14 protein-coding genes are annotated in these 20,104 nt (G+C 61.4%); 5 read left to right on the forward strand and 9 right to left on the reverse strand.

Annotated elements, in window-relative coordinates; translation table 11 throughout:
• Positions 1-269: 269 nt before the first annotated feature.
• Both CGA21_RS23595 and CGA21_RS23600 read right to left on the reverse strand, forming a co-directional pair.
• The gene (locus CGA21_RS23595) at positions 270-845 is read right to left on the reverse strand and encodes an ANTAR domain-containing response regulator (RefSeq protein WP_110749514.1); all 576 of its coding nucleotides are present in this window, start codon (positions 843-845) and stop codon (positions 270-272) included.
• 15 nt (positions 846-860) lie between these two features.
• Positions 861-2,072, reverse strand: coding sequence for a CmpA/NrtA family ABC transporter substrate-binding protein (locus tag CGA21_RS23600; RefSeq protein WP_110749512.1), 1,212 nt, complete (start codon positions 2,070-2,072; stop codon positions 861-863).
• A gap of 228 nt (positions 2,073-2,300) precedes the next feature.
• Here CGA21_RS23600 and CGA21_RS23605 point away from each other — a divergent pair, with 228 nt between their 5' ends.
• Positions 2,301-3,320 carry a quinone-dependent dihydroorotate dehydrogenase gene (locus CGA21_RS23605; protein ID WP_110749510.1) on the forward strand — a complete coding sequence of 340 codons (1,020 nt, stop codon included), beginning with the start codon at positions 2,301-2,303 and terminating at the stop codon, positions 3,318-3,320.
• A gap of 222 nt (positions 3,321-3,542) precedes the next feature.
• Here the strand turns inward: CGA21_RS23605 and rmf are convergent, their stop codons facing one another.
• Positions 3,543-3,758: a ribosome modulation factor gene (gene rmf, locus CGA21_RS23610; protein WP_003223300.1), complete on the reverse strand. Its 216-nt coding sequence runs from the start codon at positions 3,756-3,758 to the stop codon at positions 3,543-3,545.
• 527 nt (positions 3,759-4,285) lie between these two features.
• Between rmf and rlmKL the strand changes: the two genes are divergently transcribed.
• The gene (gene rlmKL / locus CGA21_RS23615; RefSeq protein ID WP_110749508.1) at positions 4,286-6,556 is read left to right on the forward strand and encodes a bifunctional 23S rRNA (guanine(2069)-N(7))-methyltransferase RlmK/23S rRNA (guanine(2445)-N(2))-methyltransferase RlmL; all 2,271 of its coding nucleotides are present in this window, start codon (positions 4,286-4,288) and stop codon (positions 6,554-6,556) included.
• 277 nt (positions 6,557-6,833) lie between these two features.
• Entirely contained in the window at positions 6,834-9,233 is a 2,400-nt protein-coding gene (locus CGA21_RS23620; protein ID WP_188265157.1) for a GGDEF domain-containing protein, read from the forward strand.
• Positions 9,234-9,359: 126 nt separating this feature from the next.
• Here CGA21_RS23620 and dacB read toward each other — a convergent pair whose 3' ends face one another.
• A complete protein-coding gene (gene dacB, locus CGA21_RS23625) occupies positions 9,360-10,820 on the reverse strand; it encodes a D-alanyl-D-alanine carboxypeptidase/D-alanyl-D-alanine-endopeptidase (RefSeq protein WP_188265158.1) in 1,461 nt (486 codons plus the stop codon).
• A gap of 232 nt (positions 10,821-11,052) precedes the next feature.
• Here dacB and CGA21_RS23630 point away from each other — a divergent pair, with 232 nt between their 5' ends.
• Positions 11,053-11,397, forward strand: coding sequence for a YggL family protein (locus tag CGA21_RS23630; protein WP_008056407.1), 345 nt, complete (start codon positions 11,053-11,055; stop codon positions 11,395-11,397).
• A 126-nt stretch (positions 11,398-11,523) separates the two neighbouring features.
• On the opposite strand, the gene CGA21_RS23635 is transcribed toward CGA21_RS23630, so the two are convergent.
• Positions 11,524-12,714 carry a benzoate/H(+) symporter BenE family transporter gene (locus CGA21_RS23635; protein WP_110749503.1) on the reverse strand — a complete coding sequence of 397 codons (1,191 nt, stop codon included), beginning with the start codon at positions 12,712-12,714 and terminating at the stop codon, positions 11,524-11,526.
• A gap of 223 nt (positions 12,715-12,937) precedes the next feature.
• On the opposite strand from CGA21_RS23635, the gene CGA21_RS23640 reads away from it, so the two are divergent.
• On the forward strand, positions 12,938-13,702 hold the full coding sequence (locus CGA21_RS23640) for a GntR family transcriptional regulator (RefSeq protein ID WP_020795916.1): 765 nt from the start codon (positions 12,938-12,940) through the stop codon (positions 13,700-13,702).
• A gap of 150 nt (positions 13,703-13,852) precedes the next feature.
• On the opposite strand, the gene guaD is transcribed toward CGA21_RS23640, so the two are convergent.
• The 4 genes from guaD to xdhA form a co-directional block, all read right to left on the reverse strand.
• Positions 13,853-15,157 (reverse strand): guanine deaminase, encoded by a 1,305-nt coding sequence (gene guaD / locus CGA21_RS23645; protein WP_110749501.1) that lies wholly within the window; start codon positions 15,155-15,157, stop codon positions 13,853-13,855.
• 8 nt (positions 15,158-15,165) lie between these two features.
• Positions 15,166-16,023: a xanthine dehydrogenase accessory protein XdhC gene (gene xdhC, locus CGA21_RS23650; protein WP_033045249.1), complete on the reverse strand. Its 858-nt coding sequence runs from the start codon at positions 16,021-16,023 to the stop codon at positions 15,166-15,168.
• Between the two features lie 139 nt (positions 16,024-16,162).
• Positions 16,163-18,562, reverse strand: coding sequence for a xanthine dehydrogenase molybdopterin binding subunit (gene xdhB, locus CGA21_RS23655; RefSeq protein ID WP_188265159.1), 2,400 nt, complete (start codon positions 18,560-18,562; stop codon positions 16,163-16,165).
• A complete protein-coding gene (xdhA, locus tag CGA21_RS23660; protein WP_188265160.1) occupies positions 18,555-20,009 on the reverse strand; it encodes a xanthine dehydrogenase small subunit in 1,455 nt (484 codons plus the stop codon). Before xdhA ends, xdhB begins: the two co-directional genes overlap by 8 nt.
• Positions 20,010-20,104: the final 95 nt, after the last annotated feature.

Here is a 20,104-nt window from a genome sequence, read left to right on the forward strand (position 1 = left end):
ACCTCAGATGATAGGAGTCTCGAACGGGAGCCAAAACAAAAAAACGCCGCCACCTGATTCGCCATGGGGCAAATGAGGTGAGCGACGTCTTTGTCGTAGGTGGGGCAACCGCCGTTGGTTACCTGTAGGGATTACTTAGCCAGATCTGTGCCAACAGGTGAGACCGTGGCTCGGCCATTCGCGAGCAGGCTCGCTCCCACAGGGGGAATGCATTTCAATTGTGGGAGCGAGCCTGCTCGCGAAGAGGCCTTCAACGGCACCAGAAAAACTCAGCCCAGCAACTCACTCATGGCAATGATCTGCTCCGCCACCTGGATCAGCTTCTGCTGGCGGCTCATCGCCTGGCGGCGCATCAGGGTGTAGGCCTCTTCTTCGTTGCAGTCCTTCATCTTCATCAGCAACCCCTTGGCCAGCTCGATGCGCTTGCGCTCGGCCAGTTGCTGGTCACGGGCGTGCAGTTGGGCGCGAAGGGCCTGGTCGCTTTCGAAACGCGCCATGGCCACGTCGAGAATCGGTTGCAGGCGCTGTGCATGGATGCCCTCGACGATGTAGGCACTGACCCCGGACTTGATCGCCTGGCGCATCACATCGGGGTCGTGTTCGTCGGTGAACATCACAATCGGCCGTGGCTGGTCGCGGCTGACCAGCACCACTTGCTCCATGACATCGCGGCTCGGTGACTCGGTATCGATCAGGATCACGTCCGGGCGCACCGTTTCGACGCGTTCGGGCAAGTCGATGGTCAGCCCGGATTCGTCGACGACCTCGAAACCGGCCTCGGTCAGGGCAGCTTTCAAGCGGCCGACTTTTTTTGCGGTGTCGTTGATCAGCAGGATACGCAACATGTCTGCAGTCTCCTGTCAGCGGCTGGCGAGAAGAGGCGAGCTGTCGCTCATGGCGTGCAGCTTGAAGCTGCGGGCATAACTGGCCGGGTCCGAACCGTCCCAGACCCTGCCGTCGATCAGTTGGCTGCTGCGCATTTCATTGCCCGGGGCGGCGACACCGACGGCGCTGGCGGCCTCTCGGTATAAGTCCAGTTGTTGAACCTGACGGGCCACGGCGAGGTAATCGGGGTCGTCGCGCAACAGCCCCCAACGACGAAACTGGGTCATGAACCACATGCCATCGGACAGGTAGGGCAGGTTGACCGCCCCCTGCCCATGGAAACGCAGGGCGTGCGGGTCTTGCCATTCATTGCCCAGGCCGTCGGCATAGTCGCCCAGCAGGCGCGGTTCGATACGCGACAGCGGCGCATCGAGGTACTGCGCAGCGCTGAGCAATTGCGCGGTACTGCGGCGATTCTCGACACTGTCGTCGATGAAGCGGCTGGCTTCGAGGATCGCCATCACCAGTGCGCGAGCGGTATTGGGGTATTGCTCGACGAAGGCGCGCGTACAGCCGAGGACTTTCTCCGGGTGGTCGGGCCAGATGGCCTGGGAGGTTGCCAGGGTAAAACCGAGGTCCTGCTTCACCGCGCTGTCAGCCCACGGCTCGCCGACGCAGAAGCCGTCGATACGCCCGGCTTGCAGGTGCGCCACCATTTGCGGCGGCGGCACCACTACGCTGTCGACGTCGTGCAGCGGATGAATGCCCTGGCTCGCCAGCCAGTAGTACAACCACATGGCATGGGTGCCGGTGGGAAAGGTCTGGGCGAAGGTCAGTTTTGGGCGAGTTTGGTGCACGTGACGGTCCAGTGCTTCAGGACTGGTCACGCCGGCGGCCTGCAAGCCGTGGGAGAGGTTGATGCTCTGGCCGTTCTGGTTCAGGCCCATGAGCACCGCCATGTCAGTGGGGGCCACGCCGCCGATGCCCAGGTGCACGGCGTAGATCAGGCCGTACAGGCTGTGGGCGGCGTCGAGTTCGCCGCTCACCAGTTTGTCCCGCAGGTTGGCCCAGGATGACTGGCGCTTGAGGTTCAAGGTCAATCCGTAGGGCTGGGCGAAGCCTTGGGTGGCGGCGACCACCACCGAAGCGCAGTCGCTCAGGGCCATGAAGCCGAGGTTGATTTCGGTCTTTTCCGGGGCATCGCTGCCATTGACCCAGGCCAGGGGATTGGTTGAGGGTTCGTTCATCGATTTCGCACCTTCCAAAAAAAACGTCGTCCCGGACCCCGTTTGAGCAGGGGTGGCTGACGACGCCGTTGTCCTGGCACGCATTCCGCCGTTGGCCAGCGTGCTGATGCCTGTGCCGGTGCAAGGCATATGCCATCGCCCGCTGTTTTTGTCGCGCCCTCGCTTGCAACCCCGATGCGCGGGTATAATCGCCGCCTCATTTCGCCGCCAATCGAGTCAAGCCCGCCCATGTACACCCTGGCCCGTCAGCTGTTGTTCAAACTTTCCCCGGAAACCTCCCACGATCTGTCCCTGGACCTGATCGGTGCGGGTGGGCGCCTGGGGCTCAACGGTTTGCTGTGCAAGGCCCCGGCAAAGCTGCCGGTGAATGTCATGGGCCTGGACTTCCCGAACCCGGTGGGTCTGGCTGCTGGCCTGGACAAGAATGGCGCGGCCATCGACGGCTTTGCACAATTGGGTTTTGGCTTTGTCGAGATCGGCACCATTACCCCGCGCCCACAACCGGGCAACCCCAAACCCCGGTTGTTCCGTTTGCCGGAGGCCGAGGCGATCATCAACCGCATGGGCTTCAACAACCTTGGCGTCGATCACCTGCTGGCCCGCGTGGCAGCGGCCAAGTACAAGGGCGTGCTGGGCATCAACATCGGCAAGAACTTCGACACCCCGGTCGAGCGCGCGGTCGACGACTACCTGATCTGCCTGGACAAGGTCTACGCCCACGCCAGCTACGTGACAGTCAACGTCAGCTCGCCCAATACCCCGGGCCTGCGCAGCCTGCAATTTGGTGACTCGCTCAAGCAGCTGCTGGCAGACCTCGCCACGCGCCGGGCGGAACTGGCGCTGCGTCATGGCCGGCACGTTCCTCTGGCGATCAAGATCGCACCGGACATGACCGACGAAGAAACCGCGCAGGTCGCACAGGCGTTGATCGAAACCGGGATGGACGCGGTCATCGCCACCAACACCACCTTGAGCCGCGTGGGTGTCGAAGGCATGGAACATGGGGACGAGGCGGGCGGGCTGTCCGGCGCGCCGGTGCGTGACAAGAGCACGCACACCGTGAAGGTGCTGGCCTCGGAGCTGGGTGGTCGCTTGCCGATCATCGCGGCGGGTGGCATCACCGAAGGCCGGCACGCAGCGGAAAAAATCAGCGCGGGTGCGAGCCTGGTGCAGATCTACTCGGGTTTTATCTACAAAGGCCCGGCGCTCATCCGCGAGTCGGTAGACGCCATAGCAGCCTTGCGCTGACCACCTTCCCTGTAGGAGCTGCCGCAGGCTGCGATCTTTTGATTTTTAAAACAAGATCAAAAGATCGCAGCCTGCGGCAGCTCCTACAGGGGGATTGCGTTTGAAACAGGCATAAAAAGGGCCCCTTCAAAGGAGCCCCTGGGCCGTAGCCCGCCGTCCGGATGGGACGTGCGTGGTTAATTCACTGCATATCAGATTGTATGTCGGAGTGTGTGCCCTGTGTTAGCCGACGGCGTGAAGTTCGTTGAGTCTGTGGATTCCCGCAGTGCCGGTCATACCGTCCCAGTTGTCGCCGCGTCCTTCGCGCCAGCCGTTAATCCAGGCTTGGCGTACCGACGGTAGAGTAAATGGGCAAAGCTCACGGGATTTGCCACCAACGCCATATTGATATCCGCGCAAAAATGCTCTTTCCAACGGATCACGCTTAAGTCTTCTCATAGGGTGTTGCCCTCACTTGTTGACTGTATTTATCGCGTAGACCTCAATCGAGGTCTGGCAGAAAAACTCTGCCGTTGGGGCTCGTTGCCGGCGTGACGAGCCAAGGTGTTGGCGTCATTGCGGCGCCAACCTGAATTGAGTTCTAACCAATGCGTCACATCGAGGGAATGATCGTTTTGTCATAAGGACGTAACCGTTAATGTGCTATGGCACTAAGTAACATGATGTTTGTGGCGTATTTCTTGACCAAACCCCGGTATGATCGGCCCTGCGTTGGATGATCAGGTTAATCCTTTGCTGAGAATGCCTCCCGTTGCCGGGACGGACTATTCGACGAAGGGTCGACTTATGTCATTTTGTTGCATCAACTTTTTTATCTGTCCTTGCATCTAAGCTCATTTAACCCGGGCAGCAAGGGTGGAACGGCACACCTTCGTGCCACGCGGGCGCTCTTCGAGAAAAGCGCCTGATTGAAAACCGGGCCGGCAATGCGTTGCCGCTCCACTCAGCAAAGGCTCCGAATTCTCATGTCCGATCGTTTCGAACTCTTCCTCACTTGCCCTAAAGGCCTTGAAGGCCTGCTCATCGAGGAAGCCGTCGGGCTTGGCCTTGAAGAAGCACGTGAGCACACTTCCGCCGTGCGTGGCATGGCCACCATGGAAACCGCTTATCGCCTGTGCCTGTGGTCGCGCCTGGCCAACCGGGTCCTGCTGGTGCTCAAGCGTTTTGCGATGAAAGACGCCGAAGACCTCTACCACGGTGTGCTGGACATCGAGTGGCAAGACCACATGCTCAATGACGGCACGCTGGCCGTCGAATTCAGCGGCCACGGCTCGGGTATCGACAACACCCACTTTGGCGCCTTGAAGGTCAAGGACGCCATCGTCGACAAACTGCGCACTCCGCAGGGCGACCGTCCGTCCATCGACAAGCTCAACCCGGACCTGCGCATCCATCTGCGCCTGGACCGCGGTGAAGCGATCCTCTCCCTCGACCTGTCCGGCCATAGCCTGCACCAGCGTGGCTATCGCCTGCAGCAAGGCGCGGCGCCGCTGAAGGAAAACCTGGCGGCGGCGATCCTGATCCGTTCCGGCTGGCCACGCATCGCCGCTGAAGGCGGCGCCCTGGCTGACCCGATGTGCGGTGTCGGCACCTTCCTGGTCGAAGCGGCGATGATCGCTGCCGACATCGCGCCGAACCTGCGCCGCGAACAATGGGGTTTCACTGCCTGGCTCGGTCACGTACCGGCGCTGTGGAAAAAACTCCATGAAGAAGCTTCCGAGCGTGCAGCTGCCGGCCTGGCCAAGCCACCGTTGTGGATTCGCGGTTACGAAGCCGATCCGCGCCTGATTCAACCGGGGCGCAACAACGTCGAGCGTGCCGGCCTGAGCGAGTGGATCAAGATTTACCAGGGCGAAGTCGCGACCTTCGAGCCGCGTCCGGACCAGAACCAGAAAGGCCTGGTGATCTGTAACCCCCCGTACGGCGAACGTCTGGGCGACGAGGCGAGCCTGCTCTACCTCTACCAGAACCTTGGCGAACGTCTGCGCCAGGCTTGCCTCAACTGGGAAGCCGCGGTGTTCACCGGTGCTCCGGACCTGGGCAAGCGCATGGGCATCCGTAGCCACAAGCAGTATTCGTTCTGGAACGGCGCTCTGCCGTGCAAGCTGTTGCTGATCAAGGTATTGCCGGATCAATTCGTCACCGGCGAGCGTCGTACCCCGGAGCAGCGTCAGGCCGAGCGTGAGCAGGCGGCCTACGATCAGGCGCCGAGCGAGCCGCAAGAGCGCCAGTACAACAAGAACGGCAACCCGATCAAACCTGCGCCAGCCCCGGTACCGGTGATCGAGCAGCCGCGCCTGAGTGAAGGTGGGCAGATGTTTGCCAACCGCCTGCAGAAAAACCTCAAGGCGCTGGGCAAGTGGGTCAAGCGTGAGGGTATCGACTGCTATCGCGTCTACGATGCCGACATGCCGGAATACTCCATGGCCATCGACCTCTACCACGATTGGGTCCACGTCCAGGAATACGCCGCACCGAAATCCATTGATCCGCAAAAGGCCTCGGCGCGCATGTTCGACGCCCTGGCGGCGATCCCGCAGGCCCTGAACATCGACAAGAACCAGGTGGTGGTCAAGCGCCGCGAGCGTCAGAGCGGTACCAAGCAATACGAGCGCCAGGCGGCCCAGGGCAAGTTCGTCGAGGTGAATGAAGGCGGCGTGAAACTGCTGGTCAACCTCACCGATTACCTCGACACCGGGTTGTTCCTCGACCACCGGCCGATGCGCATGCGCATTCAGAAAGAGGCTGCCGGCAAGCGCTTCCTCAATCTGTATTGCTACACCGCCACTGCCAGTGTGCACGCGGCCAAGGGCGGCGCGCGCAGCACCACCAGCGTCGACCTGTCGAAAACCTACCTGGACTGGGCGCGTCGCAACCTGTCGCTGAACGGTTTCTCCGACAAGAACCGCCTGGAGCAAAGTGATGTGATGGTCTGGCTGGATGCCTGCCGTGAAGAGTACGACCTGATCTTCATCGATCCGCCGACATTCTCCAACTCCAAACGCATGGAAGGCATCTTCGACGTGCAACGTGACCAGGTGCAACTGATCGACCTGGCCATGGCGCGGCTGGCACCGGGCGGGGTGTTGTACTTCTCCAACAACTTCCGCAAGTTCGAGCTCGAGCCTAACCTCAGCGAGCGCTACGCGATCGAAGAGATTACCGCCCAGACCATCGATCCGGATTTTGCCCGTAACGCCAAGATCCATCGCGCGTGGAAGATCACTGCCCGCTGACAGGCGAGCCGGACGCGGGGGGCATCTGCCACACCGCGTCCTCGTTCTTCGCCTGTAGGAGCCAGCGGTGCGGCGATCCGACTTGTCGGCGAACCACACACCGCGGTGTACCTGCTCCACCGCATCATCGTTCTTCGCGGGCAAGCCTCGCTCCTACAGGAGGGGATGCGCACCAGATGTTGTTGGTCCCGCACCACTGGTCAAATTAGTGGCTAATAGCTATAACTCAACTCACGGCCAATGGGCTTTCCCGCACATGGCGTTTTGAGTTGCGTCTATGTCGTTGTACGCCGTGCGCCCCAAGATCCTGGGTTTTATCAGCGAAGATGTCTCGGCCGGGCTGGTCGCGCTCATGGTCTTGCTCGTCGGCGCGATTCTCACGGCATTGCTCGCCTGGTCCACTCTGAACCTGTTTCACTATCAATTGCGTCAACGCTTCCAGTTACTGGCCAGCGAACGCTACAGCCGTATCGAAGAACGTTTCCAGGATCAGGAGCAGCGCCTCGATGGCCTGCGCCGCTTCTTTGCCAACTCCGATACGGTCTCGCACGCGGAATTCAACGGCTACACCCAACCCCTGTTGCACCGGACCCAGGCGTATTCGTTCGCTGAGCGGGTCAGCCACGACCAGCGGGCGGCCTTTGAGCAACGGGCGCGCGAGGAGGGCCTGAGCGGGTTCACCCTGCGCGAACTCAATGCCGCCGGCCAACTGCAATTGGCCGGCGAGCGGGATGAGTACGTTGCGGTGCTGTATAGCCAGACGCAAAGCAAGCTCGGTGCGCCACTGGGCTATGACTTGCTGGCTCAGCCCCTGCGTCGGGCTACCCTGGAGCGGGCTGACCAGCATCAGGGCATGGCCGTGTCGCAACCGATGCACCTGGTCAATATCGAGCCTGCCTATGCGCGAGGCGTACTGTTGGTTGCGCCGGTCATGCCGCACAGCAGCAAGGGCGGCGCAACCGGCAAACCGTTCGGGTATGTGATGGCGGTGATCAGCATGCGTCAGTTGCTGGCGGACGGGTTGCCGGAGGCGGGTCGCGATTATCTCTCGGTGCGTATCCTCGACCTGTCCACCGATGAGCAACACGAGGTGCTGTTTGAATCGCCCAATGTGCCAGCGCACAGTGACTTGTCCACAACGCGCTTGTTACGTCTCGCCGATCATGATTATCAGGTTGATATCCGGCCCAGCGAGGCTTTCCTCCAGGCCAACCACTCTTCAGTGACCGCGCTGGTCGTGCTCGGTGGCTTGCTCAGTGTGTTGCTCAGCGCCTTGCTCTATGTACTGGTCAGTCAGCGGCAGCGGGCGCTGAAAATGGTCGAGCAAAGGACCGGGGAGCTGCGCGCCCGCGAACAGGAACTGCGCGGCACCCATGGCCAGTTGCGCGGGGTTCTGGATGCCGCGACCCAGGTAGCCATCATCGCCACGGACCTGCGCGGGGTGATCAGCACCTTCAATGCCGGCGCCGAGCAGATGCTTGGTTATACCGCCGCCGACGTGGTCGGGCACATGACCCTGGAAAACCTGCACTTGCCCCGGGAGCTCGCGGCACGCTCGGCAGAATTGAGTGCGCGTTACGGCAAGCCGGTTCCGGCCTGTCACGCGATGCTGGTCGAGGGCGGCGAGGAGGGTGGCCATGAGGCGCGGGAGTGGACGCTGGTACGCGGCGATGGCAGCCATCTGATCGTCAACATGCTGGCGACCCCGGTCCTCGACGAGCAGGGGTTGTGGGTCGGGCACCTGGCGATCTGTATCGACATCACTGAACGCAAGCGCGTGCACGAGGCCCTGGCCGCGCGGGACCTGTTGTTGAAGAAACTCAGTGCCCATGTGCCCGGCGGGATCTACCAGTTCAAGATGGAGTTCGACGGGCGCTTCAGCGTGATCTACGCCAGCGACGGTATTCGCGAGATCTATGAGCTGGAGCCGGACGTGCTATTGCTCAACGCCGAAGCGATTTTCACGCGGATTCATCCTCAGGACACCACCCGCGTGCGCGCCTCGATCCGCGCCTCGGCCAACACCCTCAGCCACTGGCGCGAGGAGTACCGCGTGCAATTGCCCCAGCGCGGCCTGCGCTGGGTCCGTGGCGAGGCGACCCCGGAGGAACTGCCCGGCGGCGGCGTGCTCTGGCATGGCTACATTTCCGACATTACCGACACCAAGCGAGTGGAAGAAGAACTGCGGGCGCTGTCGGTCACCGATTCCCTGACCGGTATCCACAACCGTCGTTATTTCCAGGAACGCCTGACCACCGAGATGGCGCGGGTGGAGCGCGGTGGTGGCGAACTGTCGGTGATCATGCTCGACATCGACCACTTCAAGCGTATCAATGACCAGTACGGCCACGCCGTGGGCGATCGGGTGTTGCAAGCGGTGTGCGAGCGCATTGGTCGTCGGCTGCGGCGCTCGGATGTGTTCTGCCGCCTGGGCGGCGAGGAGTTCATGGTCCTTTGCCCGGACCTCGGCGGCAAGCAGGCCCATCTGCTGTCACTGGAGTTGTGGCAAAGCCTGCGCAGTGCGCCGATCGATGAAGTAGGCGTCGTCACCGCCAGTTTCGGCATTGCCAGCTGGCGGCCCGGAGAAGGTGCGGATGCGCTGTTGTTACGGGCGGACTCGGGGGTGTATGTGGCGAAGCAGGAAGGCAGGGATCGGGTGCAGGGGGAGATGAACTGAGCCGACCTGAACACGACACCTGTAGGAGCCGGCTTGCTGGCGATAGCGGTGTATCAGGCACCATCAATGTTGAATGATGTGCCGCTATCGCCAGCAAGCCGGCTCCTACAGGGGGCTGTGGTGTGTTTACAGAACCGAAGCGGTCTGCGCCAGTTTCGGCTGGCGATACAGGTCCAGCAGCACCTGGTCGAGCACAGACGACGCGCCAAACGGTGCCTTGTCGTTGAGAATCGCCACCACCGCCCAGGTGTTGCCGTTGATGTCGCGGCTGAAGCCGGCGATCGCCCGCACGGTGTTCAAGGTGCCGGTCTTGACGTGGGCCTCACCGCGCATCGCGGTGGTCTTCAGGCGTTTGCGCATGGTGCCGTCGGTACCGGCAATCGGCATCGAGCTGATGTACTCGGCGGCATAAGGGCTGCGCCAGGCGGCCTGCAGCATCGACGCCATTTCCCGGGCACTGACACGTTCGGCACGAGACAGCCCGGAGCCGTTCTCCATCACCAGGTGCGGCGCGGTGATGCCTTTCTTCGCCAACCACTGGCGCACCACGCGCTGGGCGGCCTTGGCGTCGTCGGCGTCGGCATCGGTGCGGTACTTCTGGCCCAGGCTCAGGAACAGTTGCTGGGCCATGGTGTTGTTACTGTATTTGTTGATGTCGCGGATGATTTCCGCCAGATCCGGCGAGAAGGCCCGGGCCAGGACCTTGGCGTCCTTGGGCGTTGCCGCCAGCACATCCTTGCCCTGGATGCTGCCGCCCAGTTCTTTCCAGATCGCGCGCACGGCGCCGGCCGTGTAGGTCGCGTGGTCCAGCAATGACAGGTAGGTTTGCGAGCTGCAGCCATCACCCAATTGACCGCCGACGGTCACGGTCACGCTGCCATCGGCCTGGGGCACCGGGTTGTAGCGCACGCCGCCGGTGCATTGCTTGGAATTGATCGCCTTGACCTGGTTTTCGATGCGGATGCTGGCAATCGGCGGTTCCACGGAGACCAGCACCCGGCCGCCATCGTTGCGCGCCACGAAACGCAGGGCCTTGAGGTTGACCAACAACGCATCGGGCTTGACCAGGAACGGCTTGTTCTCGTCGTTGCCGTCGTCGTTGAACTCGGGCAGTTGCGGTTGCACGAAGAAATTCTTGTCCAGGACCAGGTCGCCGGTCACCTGGGTCACGCCGTTGGCGCGCAGGTCGCGCATCAGCAGCCAGAGTTTTTCCATGTTCAGCTTCGGATCACCGCCACCCTTGAGGTAGAGGTTGCCGTTGAGGATGCCGCCGCTCAGGGTGCCATCGGTATAGAACTCGGTTTTCCACTGGTGATTGGGGCCGAGCATTTCCAAGGCCGCGTAAGTGGTGACCAGCTTCATGGTCGACGCCGGGTTGACCGAGACGTCGGCGTTGAAAATGGTCGGGGTGCCGGGGCCGTTGAGTGGAATCATCACCAGCGACAGGGCGTTGTCCTGCAATTTGCTGGCCTTGAGGGCTTTTTCGACATTGGGCGACAGGCTGGTGTTGATCGGATCAGCAGAAACGGGGAGGGCCAGGGGGAGAAGCAGGCCGGCCAGGAGCAATGGACGCAACGATTTGATCATGTAAATAAAACCCTACAGCCGAGGGGGAAAAAGACGAGGGCATGAAGATAAAGTCCCTCAGTAGTCATGAAAGTGTCGGCATTATGCCCCAAGGTGCTGCAGCGTGTGCCGTGCGCGGGGCCTCCAATCCTCTATTTTTTACCGACGGTAGGCGTGGCGGCCCAGAGAATCGGGCAATTGGCGGCTTAAACTGCTAAAGTGCGGCCCGTTATTACTTAAGAGGATTGTTCCAATGGCGACTAACCGTTCCCAGCGTCTGCGCAAAAAACTGTGCGTCGATGAATTTCAAGAGCTGGGTTTCGAACTGAACCTGGATTTCAAGGAAGATCTGTCCGAAGAAGCCATTGATGCCTTCCTCGAGGCCTTCCTTAAAGAAGCCATGGAAGCCAACGGTCTGGGCTATGTCGGCGGTGATGACTACGGTCTGGTTTGCCTGATCAAGCGTGGCTCGGTCAGCGCTGAACAGCGCGCTGCCGTTGAAGCCTGGCTCAAAGGCCGCACCGAGTTGACCAGCGTTGAAGTCAGCCCGCTGCTGGACGTCTGGTACCCGGAAAAGCCGATCAATCCGGTCGCTTGATGTTCTAAAAAACGGCGACCCTCGAGTCGCCGTTTTTTTTGGATCAAAAGATCGCAGCCTCGTTTCACTCGTCAGCTCCTACAGGGCCACGCGTTCAATGCAGGAGCTGCCGAAGGCTGCGATCTTTCAGCTTTTACTCCAATTCAGAATCACCAGCGTCACCACCCCCGCCACAATTCCCCAGAACGCCGAACCGATGGAAAACAGCGTCAACCCCGATGCCGTGACCATGAAGGTAATCAGCGCCGCTTCACGCTCCTTCGCCTCGCTCATGGCGATGCTCAAGCCATTGATGATCGAACCGAACAACGCCAGTGCGGCAATCGACAGCACCAGCTCCTTGGGCAAGGCGGCAAACAACGCTGCCAGCGTCGCGCCGAACACACCGGCGATGCCATAGAAAATCCCGCACCAGACCGCCGCCGTGTAGCGTTTGTTGCGATCTTCATGGGCATGTGGCCCGGTGCAGATCGCCGCGCTGATGGCGGCCAGGTTGATCCCGTGGGAACCGAATGGCGCCAGCAACAACGAGGCGATGCCGGTGGTGGTGATCAGCGGCGAGGCCGGTACGTTGTAACCGTCGGCGCGCAGCACGGCGATGCCCGGCATGTTTTGTGAAGTCATCGCGACCACGAACAACGGGATGCCGATACTGATGGTTGCAGCCAGGGAGAAATGCGGTGTGGTCCACACAGGCGTGGCCACTTCCAGGTGAAACGCGCTGAAGTCCAGCAACCCCATGAAGCCGGACAACGCCGTGCCGATCAGCAGTGCGCCCAATACCGCATAACGCGGCGACAGGCGCTTGACCACCAGGTAGGTAAAGAACATGCCCAGCACCAGCGCGGTGCGATGCTGGGCCGCGACGAAAATCTCGCTGCCGATCTTGAACAGGATCCCGGCCAGCAACGCCGCCGCCAAGGACGCCGGAATCTTTTTCACCAGGCGCTCGAAGCTGCCGGTCAGCCCGCAAATGGTCACCAGCACGGCGCAGGTGATATAGGCGCCGATCGCTTCACCGTAGGTCACGCCACCCAGACTGGTAATCAACAAGGCCGCGCCCGGGGTGGACCAGGCAATGGTGATGGGGGTGCGATAGCGCAACGACAGGCCGATCGAGCACACCGCCATACCGATGGATATCGCCCAGATCCACGAGGAAATCTGCCCGCTGGTCAACCCGGCCGCTTGCCCGGCCTGGAACATCAGCACCAGGGAACTGGTGTAGCCAGTCATCATGGCGATGAACCCGGCGACGATGGCCGACGGCGATGTGTCGGCCAGGGGGCGCAGTTGCGTGTGCGTGGCGTCTGTCATGACAGCGTTGTTCCTTGTTAAGACTGCGGATTCTGCTTTAAAGCCTAAACTCAAACGTAATGGATCGTTGCGATACAGCGGAAGTGACAAACAGCCGTACAGTCGTGTTGGCACCAACCATTGTGTACAATCGCAGTGTTTTTTACGCGATACTTGCCAGCGACCCACTGTGCCGTATTACAGTCACCGTCAATTCGCCGCAGTTCTCCCGACTCGAGTGCCCATGAACGAACAGTTGCAACCCCTAAAGAAACAGCCGCGAGCAGGCAAAGCCGGCCGCAGCGGAACCCAGGACGATATTGTCTACGCGCATATCTTCGAGGCCATCCTCGAACAGCGCCTGGCGCCCGGCACCAAGTTGAGCGAAGAAGCGCTGGGGGAAATTTTCGGGGTCAGCCGCACCATCATTCGCCGTGCGCTGTCGCGCCTGGCCCATGAAGGCGTGGTATTGCTGCGTCCCAATCGCGGCGCTGTCGTTGCCAGCCCGAGTGTCGAAGAGGCGCGCCAGGTGTTCATGGCCCGGCGCCTGGTGGAACGTGCGATCACTGAGCTGGCGGTTCAGCACGCCACCGCCGAGCAAATTGCCGAATTGCGCCAGATGGTCAACGACGAGCGCGACAGTTTCTCCCGTGGCGATCGTGGTGCCGGCATTCGCCTGTCGGGTGAATTCCACCTGAAGTTGGCCGAAGCGGCGAAAAACGCCCCGCTGATCAGCTTCCAGCGCAGCCTGGTGTCCCAGACTTCGCTGATCATCGCCCAGTACGAAAGTGGAAACCGTTCCCACTGCTCCTACGACGAACACACCCAACTGATCGACGCCATTGAAAAACGCGACGCTGAACTGGCGGTGAACCTGATGATGCATCACATGGATCACATCGACAGCAAGCTCAATCTCGATGAAGAAAGTGCGTCGGATGATTTGCATGCGGTGTTCTCGCATTTGCTGCAGACCAAGAAGCCGGGGCGTTCGCCAGCCAAGCTTTGAAAGATCGCAGCCTCGTTTCACTCGACAGCTCCTACAGAGGAATGCATTCCATGTAGGAGCTGCCGAAGGCTGCGATCCTTTGATCTTTCTGGCAGCCAATAAAAATCCCCCGGACTGTAGAGTGCGGGGGATTTTTCATGCCCGAAAAACCTAGCGCTGATGCACCAGATTCCCCGCCGCATAAGTCTGCAACACCGTCCGGTCATCCCCCAGCGTCATCAACACAAACAACGTCTCGGCAATGTTATTGGCCTGCTGCAGGCGATAGCTCAGCAGCGGCGTGGCGTTATAGTCCAGCACCAGGAAGTCGGCGTCGGTGCCCGGCTGCAGATTGCCGATCTTGTCTTCAAGACGCAGCGCACGGGCGCCGCCGAGGGTGGCCAGGTACAGCGACTTGAACGGGCTCAGGCGCGCGCCTTGCAGCTGCATGACCTTGTAGGCTTCATTCAGCGTTTGCAGCAGCGAGAAACTGGTGCCGCCGCCTACATCGGTGCCGATGCCGACATTGAGCTTGTGCTTCTCGGCCATCGGCAGGTTGAACAGGCCGCTACCCAGGAAGAAGTTCGAAGTCGGGCAGAAGGAGATGGCCGAACCGGTTTCTGCCAGTCGCGCGCATTCGTCATCGCACAGGTGCACGCCGTGGGCGAAGACCGAACGCTCGCCGAGCAACTGGTAGTGGTCGTAGACGTCCAGGTAGCCTTTGCGCTCCGGGAACAGTTCCTTGACCCACTCGATTTCCTTGAGGTTTTCGCTGATGTGGGTCTGCATGTACAGATCCGGGTATTCAGTCAGCAACTGGCCGGCCAGGGTTAGTTGTTCCGGGGTGCTGGTCGGTGCAAAACGCGGGGTGACCGCATAGTGCAGGCGACCCTTGCCGTGCCAGCGCTCGATCAGCGCCTTGCTTTCCACGTAGCTGGATTCGGCGGTGTCGGTCAGGTAGTCCGGGGCGTTGCGGTCCATCATCACCTTGCCGGCGATCATGCGCAGGTCCAGTTGCTCGGCAGCTTCGAAGAACGAGTTCACCGATTGCGGATGCACGCTGCCGAACACCAGCGCGGTGGTGGTGCCGTTGCGCAGCAGTTCCTTGATGAAAATGTCCGCCACCTGATCAGCATGGGCCTTGTCGGCGAACTGGCTCTCACATGGGAAAGTGTAGGTGTTGAGCCAGTCCAGCAGTTGCTCGCCGTAGGCGCCGACCATGCCGGTTTGTGGCAGGTGGATGTGGGTGTCGATGAAGCCGGGGGTGATCAGCGCATCCTGGTAATGGGTGATCTCGATATCGGCCGGCAGCGTTGGCAGCAGTTCACTGGCGTGACCAAGGGCGCTGATCTTGCCGTTTTCGATCACCAGCAAGCCGTCCTCGAAATACTCATAGGAAGCTTCGATCCCGACTTCGGCGGGGTCGGCGATGCTGTGCAGGATGGCGGCGCGGTAGGCTTTGCGAGTCAGGGGCATGTCAGTTCTCAATTTGAGGCTTTCAAGTTGGTGGCCTGGCTGCGGCGTGAAACGGGCAGCAACTTGGCAATCGGTTCGGCGCGGGACGTTTGCTGGCCGAAACTGGCGTTATAAGTGGCGATGATCTCGCCGGCGATGGAGATGGCGATTTCCACAGGCAGCTTGCCTTTGACTTCACCGATGCCCATCGGGCAGCGCATGCGTTGCACGACGCTGCTGTCGAAGCCGCGGTCGCGCAGGCGGTGTTCGAACTTCACCCGTTTGGTTTTCGAACCGATCAGGCCGAAATAAGCGAAGTCATTGCGCTTGAGGATCGCGGCGGTGAGTTCGAGGTCCAGCTGATGATTGTGGGTCATGACGATGCAGTAGCTGCCGGCGGGCAGGTCGTCGATTTCATCCACCGGTTCTTCGCTGACAATCTTGCGTACGCCGTGGGGAATCTGTTCCGGGAATTCGTCTTCCCGCGAGTCGATCCAGCGCACCCGGCAGGGCAGGCTGGCCAGCAGCGGTACCAGCGCGCGGCCGACGTGGCCGGCGCCGAACACGGCGATCTGCGCCTGGACCTGGCCCATCGGTTCGAACAGCAACACGGTCGCGCCGCCGCAGCACTGGCCCAGGCTGGCGCCGAGGCTGAAGCGCTCGAGATGGGTGTCCTGCTTGCCGCTGGCGAGCATTTCGCGGGCGATCTGCATGGCCTTGTATTCCAGGTGTCCGCCACCGATGGTGTCGAAGGCCTGGTGGGCGCTGACAACCATCTTCGAGCCAGCATTGCGCGGCGTCGAGCCGAGCTCTTCGATGATGGTCACCAACACGCAGGGTTCACCCTGGTTTTGCAGGTCGGCGAGGGCGTCGATCCAGTTGTACATGTTCACCTCGACATCTTCGTTGTCTGTTCGGCCGTATTCGCCAGCAAGCCGGCTCCTACAGGTTCTGTGTCAGTCGCAGAATCGCGATACACCACCGATCCGTAGGAGCCGGCTTGCTGGCGATCCAGGCACCTCGGTCCTAGAGCGAAGCCAGCTCGGTCTCCGCCTCGACAGCCTTCGCCGCCTTCAACTGGCGCATCTGCTCACAGCCCCACAACACCCGCTCCGGCGTCGCTGGCGCGTCGATCTTCGGTTGATGCCGGTAGTCACCCAGGCTCGCCACGGCGTCCTTGATCGCGCACCAGGCGGCGATGCCGAGCATGAACGGCGGTTCGCCCACGGCCTTGGAATGGAACACCGTGTCTTCCGGGTTCTTGCGGTTTTCCACCAGCTTGACCCGCAGGTCCAGCGGCATGTCCGCCACGGCCGGGATCTTGTAGCTGGCCGGGCCGTTGGTCATCAGCTTGCCCTTGTTGTTCCACACCAGCTCTTCCATGGTCAGCCAGCCCATGCCCTGGATGAAACCACCCTCGACCTGGCCGATGTCGATGGCCGGGTTCAGCGAGGCGCCGACGTCGTGGAGGATGTCGGTGCGCAGCATTTTGTACTCGCCCGTCAGGGTGTCGATGATCACCTCGCAGCAGGCTGCACCGAAGGCGTAGTAATAGAACGGACGCCCCCGGGCCTGGCTGCGGTCGTAATAGATTTTCGGGGTCTTGTAGAACCCGGTACTCGACAGCGATACCTGGGCGAAGTACGCCTGCTGGATCAGCGCTTCGAACGTCAGGATGTGATCGCGAACCCGCACGTGGCCGTTGTGGAACTCCACGTCTTCTTCGCTGACCTTGTATTGCCGCGCGGCAAATTCCACCAGGCGTTTCTTGATGGTTTCAGCGGCATTCTGCGCGGCCTTGCCGTTCAGGTCGGCGCCGCTGGAGGCCGCGGTCGGCGAAGTGTTCGGCACTTTGTCAGTGTTGGTCGCGGTGATCTGCACGCGGTCCATTTCTACCTGGAACACCTCGGCCACGACTTGCGCGACTTTGGTGTTCAGGCCCTGGCCCATCTCGGTGCCGCCATGGTTCAGGTGGATGCTGCCGTCGGTGTAGACGTGTACCAGGGCGCCGGCCTGGTTGAGGAAGCTGGCGGTGAAGGAAATGCCGAATTTCACCGGGGTCAGCGCCAGGCCCTTTTTCAGGATCGGGCTGTTGGCGTTATAGCGACGGATCGCTTCGCGGCGCTCGGCGTACTGGCTGCTCGCTTCCAGTTCGGCGGTCATTTCCTCGAGCATGTTGTGCTCGACGGTCTGGTAGTAATGGGTGACGTTGCGCTCGGTCTTGCCGTAGTAGTTGGCCTTGCGCACCGCCAGTGGATCCAGCGCCAGGTGACGGGCGATGGCGTCCATCACTTCTTCGATGGCGACCATGCCTTGCGGGCCACCAAAACCACGGTAGGCGGTGTTCGACGCGGTGTTGGTCTTGCAGCGATGACCGTTGACGGTCGCGTCGCCCAGGTAATACGAGTTGTCCGAGTGGAACATCGCGCGGTCGACGATCGACGCCGACAGGTCTGGCGAACAGCCGCAGTTGCCAGCCAGTTCCAGGTTGATGCCGTGCAGGCGTCCGGTGCTGTCGAAGCCCACGTCGTATTCGACATAGAACGGGTGGCGCTTGCCGGTCATCAGCATGTCTTCGACCCGCGGCAGGCGCATCTTGGTTGGCTGGCCGGTGAGGTGCGCAATCACCGCACACAGGCACGCCGGGCTCGCCGCCTGGGTTTCCTTGCCGCCAAAACCGCCACCCATGCGGCGCATGTCGACAACGATCTTGTTCATCGACACGTCCAGCACTTCGGCCACCAGTTTCTGCACTTCGGTGGGGTTCTGGGTCGAGCAGTAGACGATCATGCCGCCGTCTTCGGTGGGCATCACCGAGGAAATCTGGGTTTCCAGGTAGAAGTGTTCCTGCCCGCCGATGTGCAGCGTGCCCTGGATGCGATGTTCGGCGGTGGCCAGCGCCGTCGCCGAATCGCCGCGCTGGTGCGTGTGGCTGTCGAGCACGAAGTGGCGCTTGCGCAGGGCCTCGACCACGTCCAGCACCGGTTCCAGGTCTTCGTATTCGATGATCGCGGCCATCGCCGCCTTGCGTGCGGTTTCCAGGTCTTTGGCGGCAACGGCCACCACGGGTTGACCGACGAACTGCACGGTATCGATCGCCAGCAACGGATCGCCCGGCAGCAATGGGCCGATGTCCTTCAGGCCCGGCACGTCTTCGTGGGTGATGGCGATGCGCACACCTTCGAAGGCATAGCACGGCGAGGTGTCGATGCTGATGATCCGGGCATGGGCGCGGTCGGACAAGCGGGCGTACACGTGCAGCTGGTTCGGAAACTCCAGGCGATCATCGATGTACTGCGCTTCACCGGACACATGCTTGGCGGCGCTGTCGTGCTTGACGCTGCGGCCGACACCGGTGGTCAGGTCCTTGGCGAACAATTCAGCCAGTTCGGCCTGGGTCTTCTCTACGGCGTGATGGTTAGACATAAGCGGTCACCCGAGTCTCGATGTGCGGCGTTTGCAGTTCGATGAAGTATTTGCGCAGCAGGTTTTGTGCGCTGAGCAGGCGGTATTCCTTGCTGGCGCGGAAGTCCGACAGCGGTGTGAAGTCTTCGGCCAGGGCAGCGCAGGCACGCTCAACGGTGGCGCTGTTGAAGGGCGAACCGATCAGCGCGGTTTCGCAACTGTTGGCGCGTTTCGGGATGGCCGCCATGCCACCGAAGGCCACGCGGGCATCGGCGATCACACCGTTTTCCAGGCGCAGGTTGAACGCCGCGCACACGGCCGAAATGTCATCGTCCAGGCGCTTGGACACCTTGTAGGCGCGGAACAGCTGTTCGACGCTGGCGCGAGGCACGATGATCTTCTCGATGAACTCGCTTTCCTGGCGCGCCGTGACGCGGTAATCGATGAAGTAATCTTCCAGGGCCAGGGTGCGGCGGGTCTCGCCCTTGCACAGGACAATTTGCGCGCCCAGGGCAATCAGCAGGGGCGGCGAGTCGCCGATGGGCGAGGCGTTGCCGATGTTGCCGCCCAGGGTGCCCTGGTTGCGGATCTGCAAGGAGGCGAAGCGTTGCAGCAGTTCGCCGAAGTCCGGGTACTCGGCCTTCAGGGCCTCGTAGCAGTCGGAGAGGGCGGTGGCGGCGCCGATTTCCAGGCGGTCGTCGAAGCGTTCGATGCGCTTCATTTCGGCGACGTTGCCGACGTAGATCATCACCGGCAACGTGCGGTGGAACTGGGTCACTTCCAGCGCCAGGTCAGTGCCGCCGGCCAGCAGCCGGGCCTGTGGATAAGCATCGTAGAGGTCGGCCAGGTCGGCCACGGTCAACGGCACCAGGCAACGCTTGTCACCACTGTTGAGTTCGCCGATATCGCTCGGCGCGATGGCCTTGAGCCGGGCAATGGTCTGGGCTTCGTTGGCATCGAACTGATCCGGCTTTTTAGCGCAGCAGGACTGCTCGGCGGCTTCCAGGATCGGCCGATAGCCGGTGCAGCGGCAGAGGTTGCCGGCCAGGGCTTCGTGGGCCTTGTGCTGATCCGGTGCGTCGCTGTTCTTTTGCAGGGCAAACAACGACATCACGAAACCTGGGGTGCAGAACCCGCATTGCGAGCCATGGCACTCGACCATGGCCTTCTGCACGCTGTGCAGTTCGCCCTTGTGCTTGAGGTCTTCGACGCTGATCAGTTGCTTGCCGTGCAAGGACGAAACGAACGTCAGGCACGAGTTGAGGCTGCGGTAGCGAATGTGTTCGCGGCCCGCATCATCGGTCTGCAATTCGCCGACCACCACGGTGCACGCGCCACAGTCACCGCTGGCGCAGCCTTCTTTGGTGCCGGGTTTGCCCACATGGTCGCGCAGATAATTGAGCACGGTCAGGTTCGGGTCCAGGGCGTGCTCGCTACGGAGTTCCTGGTTGAGTAAAAACTGGATCACGGAAGGCCTCGCAGACTCATTATTGTTGTTAACCGCCATGAACCGAATTTAGCAGGTCTGACTTTTCGGTCAATGATTTTCTGACTTAAAGGTCA

Source organism: Pseudomonas sp. PSB11 (genome assembly GCF_014596605.1).
Lineage (GTDB): Bacteria > Pseudomonadota > Gammaproteobacteria > Pseudomonadales > Pseudomonadaceae > Aquipseudomonas > Aquipseudomonas umsongensis.